14 protein-coding genes are annotated in these 20,855 nt (G+C 53.3%); 10 read left to right on the top strand and 4 right to left on the bottom strand.

The window, feature by feature from the left end; genetic code table 11:
- The first annotated feature begins 112 nt into the window (after positions 1 to 112).
- The 5 genes from Q3A88_RS06575 (at position 113) to Q3A88_RS06555 (ending at position 8,200) form a co-directional block, all read left to right on the top strand.
- Positions 113 to 1,903, top strand: a complete 1,791-nt coding sequence (locus Q3A88_RS06575; RefSeq protein ID WP_317177616.1) for a TolC family protein — start codon at positions 113 to 115, stop codon at positions 1,901 to 1,903.
- Positions 1,903 to 2,658 carry an efflux RND transporter periplasmic adaptor subunit gene (locus Q3A88_RS06570; RefSeq protein WP_010282272.1) on the top strand — a complete coding sequence of 252 codons (756 nt, stop codon included), beginning with the start codon at positions 1,903 to 1,905 and terminating at the stop codon, positions 2,656 to 2,658. The genes Q3A88_RS06575 and Q3A88_RS06570 overlap by 1 nt, the downstream gene beginning before the upstream one ends.
- Positions 2,655 to 4,010: an efflux RND transporter periplasmic adaptor subunit gene (locus tag Q3A88_RS06565; RefSeq protein ID WP_110164236.1), complete on the top strand. Its 1,356-nt coding sequence runs from the start codon at positions 2,655 to 2,657 to the stop codon at positions 4,008 to 4,010. Before Q3A88_RS06570 ends, Q3A88_RS06565 begins: the two co-directional genes overlap by 4 nt.
- Before the next feature lie 2 nt (positions 4,011 to 4,012).
- Positions 4,013 to 6,142: an HlyD family efflux transporter periplasmic adaptor subunit gene (locus Q3A88_RS06560; RefSeq protein WP_110164235.1), complete on the top strand. Its 2,130-nt coding sequence runs from the start codon at positions 4,013 to 4,015 to the stop codon at positions 6,140 to 6,142.
- Between the two features lie 327 nt (positions 6,143 to 6,469).
- Positions 6,470 to 8,200, top strand: coding sequence for a polysaccharide lyase family protein (locus Q3A88_RS06555; protein WP_317177615.1), 1,731 nt, complete (start codon positions 6,470 to 6,472; stop codon positions 8,198 to 8,200).
- 69 nt (positions 8,201 to 8,269) lie between these two features.
- On the opposite strand, the gene Q3A88_RS06550 is transcribed toward Q3A88_RS06555, so the two are convergent.
- From Q3A88_RS06550 to acs, 4 genes are all read right to left on the bottom strand, one after another.
- Positions 8,270 to 9,166, bottom strand: a complete 897-nt coding sequence (locus tag Q3A88_RS06550; protein WP_317177614.1) for an Rpn family recombination-promoting nuclease/putative transposase — start codon at positions 9,164 to 9,166, stop codon at positions 8,270 to 8,272.
- Between the two features lie 168 nt (positions 9,167 to 9,334).
- Positions 9,335 to 10,993 (bottom strand): cation/acetate symporter ActP, encoded by a 1,659-nt coding sequence (actP, locus tag Q3A88_RS06545; RefSeq protein WP_110164232.1) that lies wholly within the window; start codon positions 10,991 to 10,993, stop codon positions 9,335 to 9,337.
- Positions 10,990 to 11,301 carry a DUF485 domain-containing protein gene (locus Q3A88_RS06540; RefSeq protein ID WP_107170383.1) on the bottom strand — a complete coding sequence of 104 codons (312 nt, stop codon included), beginning with the start codon at positions 11,299 to 11,301 and terminating at the stop codon, positions 10,990 to 10,992. Before Q3A88_RS06540 ends, actP begins: the two co-directional genes overlap by 4 nt.
- A 126-nt stretch (positions 11,302 to 11,427) precedes the next feature.
- Positions 11,428 to 13,389 (bottom strand): acetate--CoA ligase, encoded by a 1,962-nt coding sequence (acs, locus tag Q3A88_RS06535; protein ID WP_110164231.1) that lies wholly within the window; start codon positions 13,387 to 13,389, stop codon positions 11,428 to 11,430.
- A 902-nt stretch (positions 13,390 to 14,291) separates the two neighbouring features.
- On the opposite strand from acs, the gene Q3A88_RS06530 reads away from it, so the two are divergent.
- The 5 genes from Q3A88_RS06530 to Q3A88_RS06510 all read left to right on the top strand — a co-directional run bounded on the left by Q3A88_RS06530 (position 14,292) and on the right by Q3A88_RS06510 (position 20,801).
- Positions 14,292 to 14,684, top strand: a complete 393-nt coding sequence (locus Q3A88_RS06530) for a hypothetical protein (RefSeq protein ID WP_010282300.1) — start codon at positions 14,292 to 14,294, stop codon at positions 14,682 to 14,684.
- Between the two features lie 725 nt (positions 14,685 to 15,409).
- Positions 15,410 to 17,803, top strand: a complete 2,394-nt coding sequence (locus Q3A88_RS06525) for a TonB-dependent siderophore receptor (protein ID WP_317177613.1) — start codon at positions 15,410 to 15,412, stop codon at positions 17,801 to 17,803.
- A gap of 348 nt (positions 17,804 to 18,151) precedes the next feature.
- Positions 18,152 to 18,676 carry a sigma-70 family RNA polymerase sigma factor gene (locus Q3A88_RS06520; RefSeq protein WP_233990952.1) on the top strand — a complete coding sequence of 175 codons (525 nt, stop codon included), beginning with the start codon at positions 18,152 to 18,154 and terminating at the stop codon, positions 18,674 to 18,676.
- Positions 18,673 to 19,620 carry a FecR domain-containing protein gene (locus Q3A88_RS06515; RefSeq protein WP_110163760.1) on the top strand — a complete coding sequence of 316 codons (948 nt, stop codon included), beginning with the start codon at positions 18,673 to 18,675 and terminating at the stop codon, positions 19,618 to 19,620. The genes Q3A88_RS06520 and Q3A88_RS06515 overlap by 4 nt, the downstream gene beginning before the upstream one ends.
- Positions 19,621 to 19,790: 170 nt before the next feature.
- Complete coding sequence (locus Q3A88_RS06510; RefSeq protein ID WP_039274271.1) at positions 19,791 to 20,801, top strand: AI-2E family transporter; 1,011 nt, start codon at positions 19,791 to 19,793, stop codon at positions 20,799 to 20,801.
- Positions 20,802 to 20,855: the final 54 nt, after the last annotated feature.

Here is a 20,855-nt window from a genome sequence, read left to right as displayed (position 1 = left end):
TAGGCTGAATATTAAGACGAGATTTTATTTACTTAACCACTAACCCTGGCGCTGGCAGGCGGGAGTTTGCCAGATGAAGGGAACAGACAAATAGAAGATGGGGAGAACCCGGGTGAATCAGCACATAGCGCATTTCTGGGATAGCCAGCAACACGACAGTCAGCAGCAGAACGTTCAACATGAGGCTACACCACGCACCGCGGGTTCCCGGGCGTTACGGATCGCGGTAGCCCTTGCCTGTCTGGGGCTGGCTGGCTGTGCCGTCAAACCTGAACCGGTTACGATCGAACAACAGGTTGCACAGGCGCTGAGCGACAGAACACAGATGTTCGCCAATCAGGAGCCGGTGCGCGGCACGATTACGCTGGATGAAGCGATTGCCCGTGCGCTGAAATATAACCTGCAACAGCGGGTCGCGCTGCTGGAACAGGCGATGGAAGATGACCTGTTGGGCGTACAGAATCTGGACATGCTGTTACCGAAACTGACCGCGCGCGCGGGGCTACAAACCCGCGATAATGTGGCCGGTTCGAGCAGCCAGTCGGTCACTACGGGTCGGCAGTCGCTGGAAGCGTCCACCAGTCAGGATCAGACCCAGCGTACCGCCGATCTGACGATGAGCTGGAACGTGCTGGATTTTGGTATCAGCTATTTCAACGCCAAAGTACAGGCGAACAAATCGCTGGCGGCGGAAGAGCGCCGTCGTCGCGTGGTCGCGGATATTACCCGTCAGGTGCGGACGGCCTACTGGGAAGCGGCAACGGCACAGCGCTTGCAGCCGGAAGTGACGACCGCGCTGACGCAGGCGCGTCAGGCGCTGGAATATGCGCGTCAGACCGAACAACAGCGTCTGCTGGCACCGGTTGAGGCACTGCGTTTCCAGAAAAACATGCTGGAGATGGTGCGTCAGTTAGAGATTGTCGACAGCGATCTGGTGGTGGCGAAATCCCGTCTGGCCGCGCTGATGAACCTGCCGCCGTCGAGCAAATACGATGTCGTCGTACCGAGCGAAAGCAGTCTGGTCGCGCCGAAGATGGCCTACTCGCTCGACGATCTGGAAAACTTCTCGATGGTTAAACGCCCGGAAGTGCGCGAAGAGAGCTATCTGGCACGCAATAGCGTACTGGAAACCCGTAAATCACTGCTGCGTCTGCTGCCGGGCGTGTCGTTGTTTGCCGGTATCAACGGCGACAGCAACAGCTATCTGGTCAATCACCAGTGGGCGAACGCGGGCGTTCAGGTCAGCGGCAACCTGCTGAACGTGCTGTCGTGGTCATCGGTGAAACGTGCCGGACAGGCGAATGAAGATCTGGCGGAAGTTCGTCGTCAGGCGCTGCGCATGGCGGTGCTGACGCAGGTGAACGTCGCCTGGCAGGAATATCAGCAGAGTACGCAGATGTTTGGCCGTTATCAGGAACTGGCGCGGATTCAGCGCGGCATCCTCAACCAGACCACGCTCAGCGTACAGCATCGTGCCGAAACGCAAATGGAACAGGTGCGCGTCAGTACGGAAACCATTCTGACGACTCGCGCGCGCGACCGCAGCTTTGCCGATGTGCAGAACGCGCTGGGCGCGGTGTATCAGGCTGCCGGGCTGGATGTACTGCCGGATAACGTGAGCGATGTCAGTTTGGCGGCGCTGAGCAGCTCGATTGCCCGCACCACGGGTAACCTTGAGAAAGGCAGCGTTGCGGTACCACGTCTGTCTCTGGCAACACCGGCTACGCCTGCCACCACGACGGCGCCGACTAAAACAGCATCTACCCTATCCTCTGCGCCTGCGGTGAAGCCAATTGCCTCGTCGACGACGGCATCGTCGGCTAGCGCGGGTAAGCCTTATCGCGTGGTGAACACGGATATGTGGGATAACCTGCAATCTCTACAGGCGGGAGGTTCGCGTTAATGGCTTTTGGCATGATGCGTCCGCTGTTGCTGGTCAGTGCGTTAGGTCTGCCCCTGTTGGGGCAGGCTGCGACGACGGGAGATATTCGCGTACAGCTTAGTGCGCAGCGCTATACCGTGTTATCCAGCGAAATTGCCGGGAAAGTGACGGATATTGCGGTGAAAGAGGGCGAACACTTCAAGCAGGGTGATACGCTGGTGACGTTTGACTGCACCGTGCTGCGCGAAAAGCTGAACTACTCAAACGCCGCAGAGAATGCCGCGCGTAAGAAGCTGGCGATTGCCGATCGGCTGGATAAGCTCAATTCGATCAGCCTGTCGGATGTCGATCAGGCGCGATCGTCGGTGTCGATGGCGCAGGCCGAAAGCGGCGTTAATCGCGCCATGCTGCAACGCTGTGTGATTAAAGCGCCGTTCTCCGGTCGCGTCACGGAAACCAAGGTGAAGCGTTGGGAATCTGTGCCGGAAGGGAAAGAGCTGTTAGCGATTTATGATGACAGCGCGTTCGAGCTGGAAATGATTGTGCCGTCACGCTGGCTGGTGTGGTTAAAGCAGGGCAGCGCCTTTCAGGTCGTGCTGGATGAAACCGGCCTGAGCTATCCGGCGGAAATCAGCCGACTCTCTTCGGCGATCGACCCGGTTAGTCAGTCGGTAAAAGTCTTTGGCCGCATTACCCAGTCTACCGCTGGATTGCTGCCGGGCATGAGCGGCGTGGCGCAAATCGTACCGCCTGATGCCGGTAGCGTGTCACCATGACTGAACGGAATACAACGGTAGTACAAACGGAACAGGACACCCGGCTGGCGCTGCTAGCCGAGCTGTTGCAGCTGCAAAGCCGTGCCAGAGTACGTGAGACGCTGGATGAGCTGGCGTTTTTCATCGTTAACGAGACGCATAATTTAGTGAAGTATCGGCAGGCGCTGCTGTGGGACTGCGATAAACGGCGCTTGCAGGCGGCTTCCGGGCTGGCCTCGCTCGATCACAACGCCCCGTTTTGTACCGAATTTAGCCGCCTGTGCCGCCAGTGGCAGGAAGAAGGACGTCAAACGCAGACGCTGCAATGCCGCGAACTGCCTGCCGATGACCAAATTTTGTGGCAGGAACATCTGCCAGAATTTTTACTCTGGCTGCCGCTGCGTTTACCGCAGGGCGATACGCCGCTGGTGCTGGTGTTAGCACGGGACAGCGCGTGGCTGCCTGCCGAGATTGTGCTGCTGGAAAAACTGGCAGACGCCTACGCTCACGCCTGGTCGAGCCTGTGTAAAGTACGTCGTCGTCCGTCGAAAACGCCACCTGCCAGACGCCGTTTGATCGTTGCTGCGATCGTGGCGCTGGTGCTGATCTTGTTGATCCCGGTTCGCCAGTCGGTGCTGGCTCCGGCGGAGATCGTCGCGCATCGTCCGGTGATGGTGCGCGCCCCTGTGGCAGGCGTTGTGGATGACATACTGGTTCGCCCTAATCAGACTGTCAGTGCTAATCAGCCGCTGGTGCGACTGGACGTACGCGAACTGGAAAACCGGCTGGAATCGGCCCGACAGGCTTTTGCTACCGCCGATGCTCAGTATCGTCAGGCACAGCAGCAGGCGCTGTTCGATGCTAACAGCAAAGCCAGTTTGGCCGTGCTGCAAAGCCGCCGCGAACAGGCACAGAGCGAGATGGATTTTCTGCAACGTCAGCAGGAACGCATGCAGCTCGCTTCCCCGCGTGACGGCGTGGCGATTTTTGACGATAGCAGCGACTGGATTGGGCGCTCGGTGGCGGTGGGAGAACGCATCATGATGATTGCCGATCCACATGATGTTGAGCTGGAGATCCAGTTGCCTGCGGCGGATGCGATTGCGCTGGAAAATGGTGCGGACGTGCGTCTGTTCCTCAATGTTGCACCGAATTCGGCACAGGACGCGCGGCTTGAGCAGATTGGCTACCGCGCCGCGCCAACGCCGGATAATGTGATGGCCTATCGGCTGCGGGCGCGCTTTACGCAGGATGACCCGCAGCTACGCGTGGGCCTGAAGGGGACCGCCAAGCTGTACGGGAAACGCACGGTATTGTTCGTTTACCTGCTGCGTAAACCGCTGGCATCTCTGCGCGTCTGGCTGGGCGTCTAACGATGGCCGGAGGTGCAACGCCAGCCGCTGGGCTTAGCCCGCTGCGCGATGAACTGATCCTGCACGCCGGGCCGGCTAACCGCGACGGGTCGCCCAGTTGGACGCTGGAAGATCCGCTGCGTGGTCTCTATTTTCGTATCGGCTGGGCAGAAATGGCGATGCTATCGCGCTGGTCGATGGGGAACGCGGCGCAGATCGTGTCCGACGTTAACCAGACTTCTGCGCTGACGCTCGATGACAGCGATGTGCAGTACTTCAATCGCTTCTTGCAGGCTAACAGCCTGACGCGCGTTTCCGGCGATGAGGCGCTGGCGCAGTTTTCTCGTCAGGTGGAACAGTCACGCGTTTCGATTTGGCGCAAACTGCTGAAGAACTACCTGTTTTTTCGCATCCCCTTATGGCACCCCGATCGCTTTCTGGGCGCAACGCTGCCGTGGGTCGAACCATTTTTCAGCCGGACTTTCCTCAAACTGACGCTGCTGGTGGCCGTGCTGGGGCTCTTCCTCGCCGGACGCCAGTGGGAAACGTTCAAGCATACGTTTCTGCACTTCTTCACGCTGGAAGGCGCAGCGTTGGCGGGGCTGACGCTGTGCTTTACCAAGATTCTGCATGAGTTCGGTCACGCCTACACCTGCAAGCGCTTTGGTGCGCGGGTTGCCACGATGGGCGTCGCATTTCTGGTGATGATGCCGGTGTTGTACACCGATACGTCCGGCTCGTGGAAGCTCACCCGCCGCCGGCAGCGGATGGCGATTGGCGCAGCGGGCATGATGACCGAGCTGGTGCTGGCGGCGTGGGCGACGCTGGCATGGAGCTTCTTGCCGGACGGCATGCTGCGCAGCGCCGCGTTTATGCTGGCGACGACAACCTGGATTATGACGCTGGCGATTAATCTCAGCCCACTGATGCGCTTCGACGGCTATTTCCTGCTGTCCGATGGATTGCAGATGCCGAATCTGCAAAACCGTTGCTTCGCTATCGGCCGCTGGCAGATGCGGGAATGGCTGTTCGGCTTAGGTGATGCGCCGCCGGAGCACTTTCCACGCTGGCTACAGCGCACGCTGGTGGGCTATGCCTTCGCGGTGTGGATATACCGTTTCTTCCTGTTTACCGGTATCGCGATTCTGGTTTACCACATGACGTTCAAACTACTGGGGATGCTGCTTTTCGCGATTGAAATCGGCTACTTCGTGGTGATGCCGGTGGTAAATGAAGTGCGCGAATGGAGTAAACGCCGTAAGGATTATCGTATGAACCGTAATATGACGACAACGCTGGTTGTGAGCGCCGTGGTTCTGCTCTTGCTGATGATTCCCTGGCAGCGCGGCGTGTACGCCCCGGCGCTGCTGCGAGCGGAACAGCAAAGCAGCCTGTATATGCCCGTGCCCGCGATGATTCAGCGCATTGACGTGAAGGTCGGTCAGCCTGTACAAGCGGGACAAACGCTGTTTACGCTGTCGTCTGACGCGCTGGCGCACGAACAGAAACAGCTAGAGCGACAAATTGCCACGCTGAACTGGCAAAGCACCTTTCAGGTATTCAACAAGGAAGCGGCTGGCGATCACCAGCGGGTAAAGCAGGAGCACGAAGCCGCGCTGCAAAAGTTACAGGTCTTGCAGCGTCAGTCTGAACAACTGACGGTGCGTGCGCCGATAGACGGTGTGGTGGCTGACATGACAACGCCGCTGGAAACCGGTGAGTGGCTGGGGCAGGGTGAATGGCTGGCGGTTGTCACCAAGCCAACCGGCGGGCTGGTGGAAGCGTTCGTATCGGAAAAAGACTGGCAGCGGCTTCGCACGGGTGCAAAGGGGACGTTTTATTTACAGGATGTGAGCCGTTCGTCGCTGCCGCTCACCATTGTGGAGATTGCCAGCACGGCAACCCGCGATCTGAACGCCGCACCGGAACTGGCATCGATTTATGGCGGCGATATTGCCACGCTGAGCGATGCACAACGCAAGCTGCATCCCGAACAGGCCGTTTATCGCGTGTTGCTCAGTTTACCTGACGATTATCGTGCTCAGCCGCAGGTGCTGCGCGGCACGGTGGTGATGGACGGTGAGGCGCAAAGCCTTTTGATTCGCGGCTGGAAAGTGGTGTCCGCCGTACTGATTCGCGAACTGTCATTCTGATCAGTTTTGATTTCTGCGATGTCGATCCTGACTTTCTTCCCGCTATTGCCAGATTCTTGTTTGTGCTGGCAGTGGCGTGAAGGAGGGCGCTTATCCCTTCGATTATTTTGTTACTCATATCTCTATCCTATCTATTTAAAATGGCAGAAATTTTTAATTTCAGCGACAAGGTTTGGTGCCATACCGAGATACACGGGGCTACCACGGCGCGAGGTGTCCCTGCGGGAACCTCATCACCGTGTTTCCCCTAATATCTGACATTTGCCGTGGCTTGAACCATCGCGATGAACGTTTCTGTCTAAACAGTGGAACACAAGAGGGCTGACTGTGAAGCGATCTGTCTTGTTGTTGGTGGGTGCCATGCTGGCACCCTATAGCTATAGCGCGCAGGATAATGCGGTGTCGTTATCCGTTTCTGGTTTGAATACCGTGCTGGATAACGGCTTGCTGAAGGTCGCGTTTGGGGACGATGGCAGCGCGGTGAGCATGGTGACGGGAGGAAAAAATATCGTCACCAACCTGTCCGGCGCGGTGCGCGATCCGAGTAAAACACGTAGCGCCTACCTCGATTACTATACTAACGATGCGCATGCTAAAGGTGTCAAAGATTTTGTCCCCGAGCGGGTAGAGGTGCTGCGTAACGATCGTGAGATGGCGCATGTCGCCTATATCGACGACCGGGACGGGCTGTTACGGCTTGAATATCACCTGATTATGCGTCGCGGTGTTAGCGGGCTTTATAGCTATGTGGTAGCCGAGAATAGCGGAACTCAGGACGTTAAAGTCAGTGAACTGCGTAATGTCTATCGCTTCGATCCCGCCCGGTTAGATCATCTCTACAATGGCGATCGTCAGGGTAAACCGCTGCTCTACAGCCAGCTTGAAGCGTCGCCGAAGGTGCAGGATGAAACCTGGCGATTACCGGATGGCAGCATTTATTCCAAATATGATTTCGCCGGTTACATGCGTGCCGCGCCTTTCTGGGGGGTTTTCGGTAATGGCGTTGGGGCGTGGTTGATTCACGGCAATCGGGAGTATTTCTCCGGCGATGCGCTCAAGCAGGATCTGCTGGTGCATCAGGATGCGATCATCCTGAACTACATGACGGGTTCGCACTTCGGCACGCCGGATATGGTCGCCCCACCGGGCTGGAAAAAATTCTACGGTCCGTGGCTGCTGTATATCAATCAGGGCGACACCGGACACACGCTGGCGGATGCTCAGCGTCAGGCGCTGACGGAAACCGTCAGTTGGCCGTACCAATGGGTGGGCGATTCCCGCTATGCGCGCGAGCGCACGCAGGTGAGTGGACGCGTTGCCAGCCAGCAGCCGGTGACCGTCGTGCTTTCGTCATCGCTGGATGAACCGTTTGATGTGCAAACCCGCGGCTATTCGTATCAGGCAACCACCGATGCTCAGGGGAATTTTGCGATTCCCCATGTCCGTCCGGGCAATTACCATCTGGCGGTATACGCCAACAGCGGTACACAGCCGGGAATATTGGCAGAACAAACGCTGTCCGTTTCCGGTAATAAGCAAGCGCTGCCTATGATTGCCCTGCCTAAGGCCGAGCCTGTTGTGTGGGCGATTGGACAAGCCAATCGGCAGGCGAGCGAATTCCGCTTTGGCAATGAGGCACGTAATACCCGTTGGCAGCAGGAGATTCCGGCAAACCTGACGTTCGATATTAGCCGCAGCGACTATCAGCGTGACTGGTATTACGCGCAAACCAAACCGGGAAAATGGGATATCCGTTTTGCCCTGCAACCTGAGAAGAAAACCTATTTTCTGAACATCGCGTTGGCGGCCGCGAGCAACAGCGGCATGAGTGAACCGACCATGCCACAGTTGGCGGTAGCGGTGAACGGCACCACGTTGGAAACGCTGACTTACGCAAATGACAAAACCATTTATCGCGGTGCGCTACAGAGCGGTCGTTATCACATCGCCCGTATCCCTGTGTCATCCCGCTTTCTGAAAAATGGCAACAACACAATTACGCTGCAACTAAAAGGCGGCAGCGTGATGTATGACGTGGTGACCTTAAGCGAGGAATAAATTCCGTGGTAACAAGGTGAAGCGCGGGGTTCCGCAGAATCGTGGGCAGGGATAGCCCACGATAAAAAACTATTTCTGCTCGCTGCGGAGCAACTGCGTCATCTCTTCATCGGACAGTTGGGTAACGCGCTGAATTAGCTCCTGCTCCATCTTGTTTTGCAACAACTGACGGGCGATCTTCAATGCGCTAGATTTCATCCCTTCTTGCATCCCCTGCTCAAATCCCCTTTGGTGTAATTGTTGTGCAATGGTCATTGTGTCCTCCTTATGCGTTGACAGGGGCTCAGCCACTGAATCAATGAACCTGTCTATGTCAGACGTGTTGCCCACTGTCGCGACGTACAGTAATAATGCGTGCCGCAGTGGCAAAGACAGATTCCAGTGTTCAAATAATAGCCCGATGTCGTGCGCCAATTCCAGCATATCCCGTGTTCTGATGTGTTTCTGCACGAGTTCCAGCAGTGCGGCACGGCGGTGCGTTTTGATCTCTTCATCTGGAATAACGGTCAGGTCTATCAGCGGAAAGGCATGATGGTAAACCTGTGCTGCAAGCGGTGGATCGGTGAAATGATCCAGCCACTGCATACTATACGGATAAGGACTACGCTTGCCGTGATAGAACAGGAGTGGAATAACCACGGGTAACGACTGATGACCCTGTGATAAATGCTGCTGCATTGCATCAAGGCAATAGCGCAATAACCGGAAAGCCATGAGCTTGTCGGGGCGACTTTGATGCTCTATGACGCAATAGATATACCCAGAACCAGAGCGAGTTTGCAGTGAGTACAACATGTCTGAAAGACGTGAGCGTAATGTGTTTTCGATAAACGATGCAGACTCCAACTGCAATGTACTGAAATCGCACTGTTGCTGAATAGCGGGTGGTAAATGGGCGGCAAGAAAATCTCTGGCGATATCAATATCACTCAAAAACTGTTTGAAGATGGCGTCGTGAGGTTGCATCGCATCCTTTCCCTGTGATGTTTATGCAAACACCCTAGCGGAACGTTCAGAGAAGAACAGAAGGCCGATAACTATCGTGAAGCCGCCCCGCAAAAATCTTTCAATAGCGCGAAGCGTTGGATGTCAGAGAAGAGCTGGCCCGCATTTCGCGGGCCAGAGAGAGGAAGGTTAGTGGGAACTGCCTTTTGATGCGCCGACGCCGGTTTGTGAGCGGACAAACTGTGCATGGAAGCGGGCGCGTTCCTGCTGTCCGGCTTCGGAACGATCGGTGATGGAGAAGAACCAGATACCGATAAACGCCACCAGCATGGAGAACAGCGCTGGGTAGTCGTAAGGGTAGATAGGCGTAGCGTGACCGAGGATTTTCACCCAGATCGTCGGCCCCAATATCATCAAAATGACGGCGGTCAACAGTCCCGCCCAGCCACCGATCATCGCGCCGCGCGTGGTTAGCTTCGACCAATACATGGAGATGATAATAATCGGGAAGTTACAGCTCGCAGCGATGGAGAATGCTAAGCCGACCATGAAGGCGATGTTCTGTTTCTCAAACAGGATACCGAGCGAAATCGCCACCACACCCAGCACCAACACGGTGATTTTTGAGACTTTCAACTCCTCACGCTCTGTCGCTTTCCCTTTCTTGATCACGTTAGAGTAGAGATCGTGGGACACGGCAGAGGCACCCGCCAGCGTCAGACCTGCGACTACGGCCAAAATAGTGGCAAAGGCCACGGCGGAAATAAAGCCGAGGAAGAAGTCACCGCCGACCGCATCGGCCAGATGCACTGCCGCCATATTATTTCCACCGATAAGCGCACCCGTTGCGTCCTTAAACGCAGGATTCGCGCTGACCAGCAGGATGGCACCAAAACCGATGATGAAGGTCAGGAAGTAGAAATAACCCATGAACCCCGTGGCGTAGAACACGCTCTTTCGTGCTTCTTTCGCATCGCTGACGGTGAAGAAACGCATCAGGATATGCGGAAGACCGGCTGTACCGAACATCAGACCTAAGCCAAGGGACAACGCAGATATCGGGTCGGAAACTAGTCCGCCGGGACTCATGATCGACGCGCCTTTGGGGTGCACCGCTATCGCCTGTTTGAACAGCGCGTCAAAGCTGAACCCGACGGATTTCATAACCATGATGGCCATGAAGGTGGCACCGAAGAGCAGCAGGACGGCTTTAATAATCTGTACCCATGTGGTGGCGAGCATACCGCCAAACATCACATACATCACCATCAGGATACCGACCAGCACCACGGCAATGTGGTAATTGAGGCCGAACAGCAGTTCGATGAGTTTCCCCGCACCCACCATCTGTGCGATGAGGTACAGCGCCACCACCACCAGCGAACCACAAGCGGAGAGGCTGCGGATCGGGCGCTGTTGCAAACGATAGGATGCGACGTCAGCAAAGGTATAACGCCCGAGGTTGCGCAGTCGCTCTGCGATCAAAAACAGAATAATGGGCCAACCGACCAAAAAGCCGAGTGAGTAAATCAGACCGTCGTAGCCGGAGGTATAGACTAACGCAGAAATACCGAGGAAAGACGCGGCAGACATGTAGTCACCGGCAATCGCCAGCCCGTTCTGGAAACCAGTAATGTTACCGCCTGCCGTGTAATAATCGCTACGTGAACGAGTTCTCTTCGACGCCCAGTAGGTGATATACAGCGTACCGCTGACGAATAACAGAAACATCACGATAGCCTGAATATTCAACGGCTGGCGCTGGACATCCCCCGTGAGGGCATCTGCCGCCCATGCAAATACAGGCAGCGCCAAAAGCCCGAACAGCATCATAAAGCGTATTTTCATTGCTTTACCTCATCCAGTAACTGCTTGGTCAGACGATCAAATTCACCGTTAGCGCGATACACATAGACGCCGGTCAGAATGAAGGAGATTGCGATCAATCCCACACCAATCGGAATACCGCGGGTAATGCTGGATCCTGGGCTAATTGGTGTTCCCAGCCAGCCTGGCGCAAAGGCGATCAGCAGAATAAAGCCGACATAAAGCACCAGCATGATGAGTGAAAGAAAAGCGGCAAAACGCTGTCGCTTGTTGACCAGTTCTCTGAATAAGGGGTTACTTTCAATCCGTTGATAAATGGCATCATTCATCGTAAGTCTCCAGTAATTTGTAGGGTTGAGTGCTACCGCGACCTTCACCATCTGATTTATCGCCACCCACATTCCCGCAAGCCACATCATGGCTTACGGGAATGAAGAGAGTGGCGGGTCAGAGGGTTATTGAGAGGCGGTACTCATAGCCTGCTTTTCTTCGAGCAGTTTTTCGACGACGCCAGGATCGGCCAGCGTTGAGGTATCCCCCAGATTGCTGGTGTCACCGGCGGCGATTTTACGCAAAATACGACGCATAATTTTGCCGGAGCGTGTTTTGGGTAATGAATCCGTCCAGTGTAGGATGTCCGGTGTAGCAATCGGACCGATTTCCTTGCGTACCCAATTGCGAACCTCCGTATACAGCTCGCTGGATGGCTCTTCGCCGTGGTTCAGCGTGATGTAGGCATAGATGGCCTGGCCTTTCATATGGTGCGGAATGCCGACCACGGCGGCCTCGGCAATCTTGGGATGGGCAACGAGCGCCGATTCGATTTCCGCCGTCCCCAGACGGTGCCCAGAAACGTTCAGCACGTCGTCAACGCGACCCGTGATCCAGTAATAGCCATCTTCGTCACGGCGCGCGCCGTCGCCGCTGAAGTACATGCCTTTGAAGGTGGAAAAATAAGTTTGTTCGAAACGATCGTGATCGCCAAACAGGGTTCTTGCCTGACCCGGCCAGGAATCCACGATGACCAGATTGCCTTCCGCGGTGCCTTCCTGTGGGTTGCCGAGGTTATCGACAAGTGCAGGTTGTACGCCGAAGAATGGGCGTGTCGCGGAGCCGGCTTTCGGCTCAATCGCGCCCGGCAGGGGAGTGATCATGAAGCCGCCCGTCTCTGTCTGCCACCAGGTATCGACGATAGGGCATTTGCCATTGCCGATTTTGTTGAAATACCATTCCCAGGCTTCTGGGTTGATCGGCTCACCGACGGAACCCATGATCCGAAGGGATTCACGCGATGTGCCCTCGATCGCTTTATCACCTTCAGCCATCAGTGCGCGGATCGCGGTGGGAGCGGTATAGAGGATGTTGACCTTATGTTTATCGACCACTTGCGCCATGCGGCTGGCGTCCGGCCACGTTGGCACCCCTTCGAACATCAGCGTAATCGCACCGCATGCCAGTGGGCCATAAAGCAGGTAACTGTGCCCCGTGACCCAGCCAACGTCCGCCGTACACCAGTAAATGTCGCCGGGATGATAGTCGAAGACATACTTGAAGGTCAGCGCAGCATAAACCAGATAGCCGCCAGTGGTGTGCAACACACCTTTGGGTTTACCGGTCGAGCCTGACGTATAAAGAATAAAGAGCGGATCTTCCGCGTTCATCTCTTCTGGCGGACAATGATCGTCTGCTTTTTCAACCAGATCGTGCCACCACAGGTCGCGCCCGTCCTGCCATTCACCGATCTTACCCGTACGGCGGAAAACGATAACGCTGGAAATGGTGGTGACGTTAGGGTTCTTTAACGCCTCATCAATATTTTTCTTCAGCGGAATCACTCGTCCGGCGCGTACGCCTTCATCGGCTGTAATGATCAGTTTGGCGCTGGAGTCGATGATGCGTCCGGAAATCGCTTCGGGAGAGAAGCCCCCGAAGATCACCGAATGGATCGCCCCGACTCTGGCGCAGGCCAGCATTGCCACCGCCGCTTCCGGCACCATTGGCATATAAATAGCAACAACATCGCCTTTTTTGACACCCTGCGACTTCAGCACATTGGCGAAGCGGCATACGGACTGATGCAGTTCACGGTAGGTGACTTTTTTACTTTCTGTCGCGTCATCACCTTCCCAGATGATGGCGGTTTGATCGCCACGCTCGGCCAGATGGCGATCCAGACAGTTTGCTGCCACATTGAGTGTACCGTCTTCAAACCAGCGGATACTGATGTGGCCGGGGTCAAATGAGGTGTTCTTGATCGTTTTGTAGGGTTTGATCCAATCGACGATCTTTCCTTGCTCGCCCCAAAAGGCGTCGGGGTCGTCAACGGACAGCTGATACATATTTTTGTATTGTTGGGCATTTATCAGGGCATTTTCCGCAATTGAAGCGGGAATAGCGTGTTTATTATGTTGTGTCATAGCGCTTCTCCTTAAACATGTTAATGCTATGTCAAATAATCGTTAATTGTAGTTAACCTGTTATCTTTGTTTCTTTTTTGCGCGATTGATCACGCAATGCAGGAAAAGCAGTGAGGCGTTACTTAAAAGATAGTCTTTTGGTGCAGAAAGCAGGCAGTTTTTTTCGCGTTAGCCAAAACGCGACAAGTGATGTGTGTCACAATATGACAGCCAGCAAAATTATCGCTGCTATTATAATGCAATAAACGATCAATTCATTGTTTTCAATAGATTATATCTATTGTTATCAAGTTTTTGATCGCCCTTTACGATCAAAAGGCATAAAGATCCCGCTTATTCAGCCGATAGTAAAAATCCTGTTCAGAGTATATTCCTACATGGGCCAGCTATTTAGCGCGTTCATCAGTGGTTTACGTGTTGAAATTTTGTTCCAGTTGTTAATTATATGTAGACTATTAATGAAATAGGCTTATCTGATTATCCACGGACAGATAAGTGTGAATAATCTACACTTTAGGTGGGTTGCACAGCACAGATGTGGAACCTCTCTAAAAGGCGTAAAGATGCCGTGTGCTAGCCGCTGAAAAAGAAAAATGAAGTGTTATTTTTTGTGTCTGATTCAGAAATATCCGGTTTCCAAAAATAAATAACATAGATATACCCAACATCACTGACGCTGAGTAAGGCGGCAGCTGTTTGAGCCCCGGTAGCCTGAGAACGTGTAAACGGTTCCGGTTAGCGAAATTCACTATTTTCATTAAGTGATTTTCTGGGGTGGGGAAGAACACTATTAGTCCGGAAACCTTTTAAATTCCGGTAGGTTGATTGCTTATCAATGGTGCGCCGTGGTGTCACGGCGCGCTGTGAGATATCTTTTTACATAGCATGATGCAGAGGAAACAATGAGTCTGATATTTGGCCGGAATGAGATTTTAGGCATGCTTTCTCAACCAGTTCAGAATGATAGACGTGCAGTGGCGGTGATTGACGAGAAATGTAAGGTCGTCTGTGCGAATTCCGCCTTCAACGCTCATTTTGGATTGCGTGCTGAAATGAATACGCCCGTCTCAATTGATGATGTACTACCCATCAACGTGAAGTTTGCCTATCACGATTTTATGACGAATTCCAACATGTTGAGTACGCGCGTGGTCTCGGATTTGTTGTCTGATGGCTTTACCAAAAAGCAGCTCAGTACGCTGTCTTTTTCGAAGCTGAACGTTGAAAATCGGGTGCTTTCTCTGCTGATCCTAAACCAGGATGCGGTTGAGCCTTCGACGAACTTAGCGTCATAAGCTTGAATAATCGGAGATTATCTGGCCGGAAGACTAGAGATGTGTATTTTCCAGTGGAAAATAACGACAAAAGAAAAATTATTATTAGTAACGCTGCTGCGGCTGAGTTAGCATCGTTTGCTCAACAAGTAATCGATTTCTCTAATAGTCGCTGACGGCCAGTAGAACGATAACGTCGCACTAGTTTTTTGTGAATGAAGAATGAAGGGCATGCTTTATTAACGACGACGATGTTAAAATTAAGAAAAATAGAGAGTTAACTATTTTATTGCATATAATATGCTTCTTTAAAATAAACAGCGAAACGTTTCGATATCATCCAGCTTTTCCTCTTGTCTATTCACCATTCCTTTCTATCTGTTCATACATTATTCCCTTAGAAATTATGTGTTATTAAACGCTGGCAATAAGCTCTGTAAATTTTCTTTATTTTTAGCGTGTTGAATCCGAAAGGCTGACAAATGAATAAGTAGACTATCGTCTAATTATTGATGCAGCTTAGCTGATATAGCGCTTATCGCCGATAGCACGTTTTCATAAAAATCGACGTCAGTTTTTTATTAATCACCGTATCGGTTTACCAATAGCGGCAACGTATTTTCCCTAATATTTCTGATTGATAACGGATTACTTTAATTATTTTTCGATTTCTGGTTCCCCTTTTTACTCCCTCAATTGGCATGGCTTCTGAAAACATGCATTTCTTATGCGATAGGGGATAAATAATGGTTAAATTCCGTACCCACCTATTGGCGCGTACTTTACGTGCCGGGGTACTTGGGGCATCGTTTGCCTCAGTGCTGCCAATGGCGGCGGCCTATGCTGCGTCTGCGGCACCTGTCCAGCAATATACGGTGTCGTCGGGCCCGCTCAATCAGGTGCTCAATCAATTTGCTCAGCAGGCTGGCGTATTATTGTCTTACGATCCGGCTGTCGTGGCGGGTAAGCGCGGTGCGGGGTTGCAGGGGTACTACAGCGTTGAGCAGGGCTTCCAGCAGATCCTCAGCAATAGCGGCCTAAGCGCACAGTACAGTACCGATGGCAGCGTGACGCTAGTGCAGCGCACGGCGAGTGATCCCGTTCCCGTTTCTGCACCTGTTACCGCTAAAAACGATCGGATCGTCGTTACTGCTCCACCGAATACGGCAATGAAGCTGGATGTGCCGATTTCAGAGACGCCACGTGCGGTTGCGGTTGTGACGGAGAAGCAGCTCGAAGAGCGCGGTGCGCAAAAGATCGATCAGGCGCTGCGCTATAGCAGCGGTATTCTCGCGACGCCATACGGGCCGGACAATAAAGCCGAATGGGTGACGATTCGTGGATTTAGCGATCAGTCACGATTCCAGAATGGTCTGGCGACGCTGAATGAAGATGGGTTCTACGGTCAGCAGATTGAGCCGTTCGGCGTCGAGCGTATCGAAGTTCTGAAAGGCCCTGCCTCCGTTTTGTACGGGCAAAATCCGCCGGGCGGTCTGGTTAACGTCATCACCAAACGACCAACGCGTTTACCGCAGGGGAAAGTTGAGCTGGAGTATGGTTCTAACGATTATCGCCATCTGGCTGTCGATAGCGCAGGTCCGTTAAATGATGACGGCTCGGTGCTATATCGGGTTGTTGCGCTAGCGCGTGATACCTCGGGTGAGATGGATTTCTCGAAGAGTAAGCGCCTTTATCTGGCACCGAGCGTCACATTCCTCGGAGAAGACACGGAATTGACCGTGTTAGCCAGCTACATGGATACGAAATCCGACACGACCAACGGCTTTAAGCTGCCGTACGGGACATTACATGGCACGCCGTTTGGCAAAGTCGGCTATAAAACGTCGCTGGGCGAACCGGGGATGAACCGGCACGATACCCGGCAGTTCACTCTGGGCTATGAACTTACGCATCATTTCAATGATACCTGGACGTTCCACCAGAATGTGAACTATTCCTATCTGAATTTGGATCTGCGCAATGCTTATGCGCTGGGCATGTATACCGATCCGGTAACGAATGTTGTGAGCGATCGATTAGCCAATCGTGGGTTGACCTACCGTGACGGTTTTGCACAAAACTGGGCTACCGATAACCGTCTCGTTGGCGAATGGCAGTGGGAAGATATTGAAAATACTCTGCTGCTTGGGTTCGACTACCGCCGTGCCAATACGCAAAGCCGTGATGGGAATCTGTACTCCTTTGGCCAACCTATCGATATTTTTAACCCGGTTTACGGCAACTACACGTCACCAGATAGCCAACTGTTCGCTCACCGCTCTGGACGCCATCAGACCGGGTATTATGTCCAGAACCAGATTAAGTATGACGAGCGTCTGATCTTCCTGCTGGGTGGACGTTACGACGTGGCGAAGTCTCGCGACCGTAATTTTTCATCAGGCGCGGATACTCGGACCGACGATACCAAATTTACCAAGACTGCTGGGGTAATGTACCTGTTTGATAACGGTATTTCCCCTTACGTCAGCTACTCGGAATCGTTCCTGCCGGTGTCGGGTCGCGATGGTTACCAACGTCCTTATGTACCGGAAGAAGGCCACCAGACGGAAGTTGGCGTGAAATATACGCCAGAAGGCTTTAACGGTTATGCGTCTGCTGCCCTGTTTAATCTGGAACAGAAAAACGTTAAAACGACGGATCCTAAAAACCCTAATCTGACTATTCAGGCGGGTGAAGCGCGTTCACGCGGCCTTGAATTGGAATTCAGTGGTGAGGTTTACACCGGTCTGACGCTGACGGCAAACTACACGTACAACGAAGTGGAGACGACCAAATCCGGTTCTGTCGGTGAAGTGGGTAAACGCCTACCGGGCCTGCCTGAACAGATCGTGTCTGGCTGGGCGACTTATGCCTTTAACGGCAAGCTGGAAGGATTAAGTATTGGCAGCGGTGTGCGCTATGTGGGCAGCTCTTACGGTGACATCGCCAATTCAGCGGACATGAAGGTTCCGGCTTATACGCTGTGGGATGCGATGATCGCCTATGATTTCAGCAAAGACTGGCGCTTGCAGGTTAATGCAACCAACCTGACAAACCGTGAGTATGTCAGCGCCTGTAACTATTGGTGCTACTACGGTGAAGGCCGGAACGTTAGCGCGAATGTCAGCTATCGCTGGTAATCCTCCTTCTCGACTCTCACTAAAAAAGCCCTCGGGCTCCAGACTGTTGACAAACCTATTTTCTGAACGAAAACGGGAGTAACGGAATAGAAGAGTAAAGCGTTTGCGCCATGGATGGCGCAATCCGAGCGTACATGGATGTATTTATAGCGTCTTTACGATCTATCCGTTACTACCGCTCAACAGACTTTGTCAGCAACCTCAAGCCCTCGGGCTTCTTTCTTTTTGCATGTACGACATGTAGCCCCTCCTTTTTCGCGTAATCAGCATGATAACCGCGAATAGTCGTTGACTTTGCTGTTAATGATAATGAAAATCATTTCATTGCTGTCACATTGAGCGAATACCGTGAAGAGTCCCGCCGCTGTCTGCCCCAATCAGCCTGAAACCTTAACCGTTCAGCAGATTTATCATGACCATCATGCCTGGTTACAGGCGTGGCTGCGTCGGCGTTTGGGGTGTTCTCAGCAGGCTGCGGATCTGGCTCAGGATACGTTTCTACGTTTGATCTGCCTGCATCAGGCCGATCGCATTCGTGAACCGCGTGCCTGGCTAACGACGGTTGCCCACGGGCTGGTGGTCAATCACTGGCGACGTAAAGACATCGAGAATGCCTATCTTCAGGTGCTGGCAGAGCAGGAGTTTACTTTTTCTCCCTCGCTGGAACAGCAGGCTATGGTGGTTGATGCGCTGATGGCCATCGACCAAATGCTGGCGACGCTGCCGGGCAAAGTGCGTCAGGCATTCTTGCTCGTGCATCTTGATGGCTTGACCTATCGGCAGGTTGCTGAACAATTAGCCGTTTCCGAGCGGATGGTGAAAAAATATATGGCACAGGCAATGCTGAATTGTCTATTGTGTCAGGACTTATGATTTCCTCTATTACTTCTTCTATTCCGAAAGATGTTCTTCATGCCGCCTCTGAGTGGTATGCCACGCTGTATGACGAAGACTGCTCCGAACACGAGCGTCAGGCATGGCAGCGATGGTTACATCAGGATGACACCCATCGACTTGCCTGGCAGCAGGTTGAACAGATTCACGCCCGCTTCCATGCGGTAGACAGCCAATTAGCTTCTTCGGTGCTGAGCAAGCGGGGTGGAGAACGTCGGCGCATGCTCAAACTGTTGGCGATTGCCAGCCTTACCGGAGGCGTGGGCTTTAGCCTGCCGTGGGAAAGCTATGCGGCGGATTACCACACGGGAACGGGCGAAACGCGTGAGCTCAACATCGAAACGGGGATGACCGTCTGGCTCAATACGGATTCGGCATTGAATCAGCAGGGCAACCCTGCGTTGTCTCAGCCGCTGACGTTTCAATTGCTCAAAGGTGAATTGATGTTGGACAACCGAACGGCTCACGCAGCCCGGTTGACCACGCCCCACGGCGATCTCACTGCTTCTGCGCATTCCTGCCAATTAGCGCTGCGCTATACGTCCGCCCACAGCGTCCTCTCCGTTTTTAGCGGTGAGGTCTTGCTACAAACGGCGGTACCCGCTGCGCAGCGCGTGACGGCAGGGCAGCAGGTTATCTTTACCCATGACAGGAGCAGTGAACCCGCGCCCGTTGAGAATTTCCGCCAGAGCTGGCGCAAAGGGCAACTGGTCGCGGATAACATGCCGTTAGGACAGCTTGTTAATGAAATTGCCCGCTATCACCACGGTTATTTTCATGTTGATTCTGCGGTGACGATGCTACGGATTTCGGGCGTTTTTCCGCTACATGAAACCGATCGCCTGCTTGACGCCGTTGCGCGGACGCTGCCAGTGAAGGTGACCCGGCGTTTTTCCTGGTGGGTGGATATCCGTCCGAGCTAAAACACGGCGGGTATTTCGTTGGTAAAACACCAAAAATATCCCTCGTTTGTTATCACTCGCAGAGTAGACGTCAATCTGGCGCATATATATCAATCTGTTGGTACTGAAAAAGGCGTAACATACTCCACAAAGAGTACCCTCGGTGTTGCCTCTTCATACGGGATGTCATCATGCAGTTACTGAATCTGAAACAAGCTCGCCTGTTGAGCTTTTTCTTTATTATGGGTGGCCTGCTTATCTTGCTGCCTTTACGCCTGCTGGCCTGCTTTATCGCCGGTTTTTTGGTGTATGAAATTGTGAATTTACTGACGCCCTATTTTCAACGGGTCATCAGCGGTAAGCGCGCCCGCTGGATTGTGGTCGCGGTGATCAGCACGTTGGTCGTCAGCCTGTTGAGCCTGTTGTTTGGCAGCCTGGTCGGGCTGTTGATGCAGGAAATGAAGGATACAGCGGCCTTCAATGTGCGCATTGGCTATATCCTCAATGATATTCAGCAGCAGATCGTCCATTACTTACCGGGGTATCTGCCAGTCAGTATTGAAGAGCTCCAGCACGAGCTGCTGCAATGGGTTCAGGCGCATATTGTGATGTTGCAGAATATGGGGAAAAGTTTTCTACATGGCTTTGTGACGATGCTGATTGGTATGGTGCTTGGCGCGATTGTCTCGCTTTATAACGTCGATAAAGATACGGAAAAACCGTTACTCAAAGCGGAGTTACTCCGTCGGGTTTCGCTGCTGTCGGCCTCGTTCCGCAACATCGTTTTCGCTCAGGTGAAAATCTCTGCGGTTAACACGGTGCTGTCTGCCATTTTCATTCTTGGCGCTCTGCCGCTGTGTGGCGTCCATCTGCCGTTTGCCAAAACGCTGGTGGTGCTTACCTTCGTTTTCGGCCTGCTACCCGTGATTGGTAACCTGATCTCCAATTCGATCGTTTTCCTGTCTGGCTTATCGCTTTCATTGCCTATTGCGCTGGTCGCGCTGGTGTATTTGATGCTGATTCACAAGTTCGAGTACTTCCTGAATGCCCAAATCGTTGGGACGAGGATCAAAGCGCACGCGTGGGAAATCCTGCTGGCGATGTTGGTGTTTGAAGCGGCGTTTGGCTTGTCCGGTGTGATTGCAGCCCCGATATATTACGCTTATCTGAAAAGTGAATTGAAAGAAGCTGCGTTGATTTAATCCTGCCCGATTGGTTAATCAAGACACGGTGCGCTAAATGAATCAGCCCAATAC

The organism is Pectobacterium sp. HCp5_1, assembly GCF_032905925.1.
In the GTDB taxonomy this organism is placed as follows: Bacteria; Pseudomonadota; Gammaproteobacteria; order Enterobacterales; family Enterobacteriaceae; genus Pectobacterium; species Pectobacterium brasiliense_A.
Note: the sequence above shows the minus strand (reverse complement) of the source record. Positions and strands in the feature narration are given on the sequence as shown.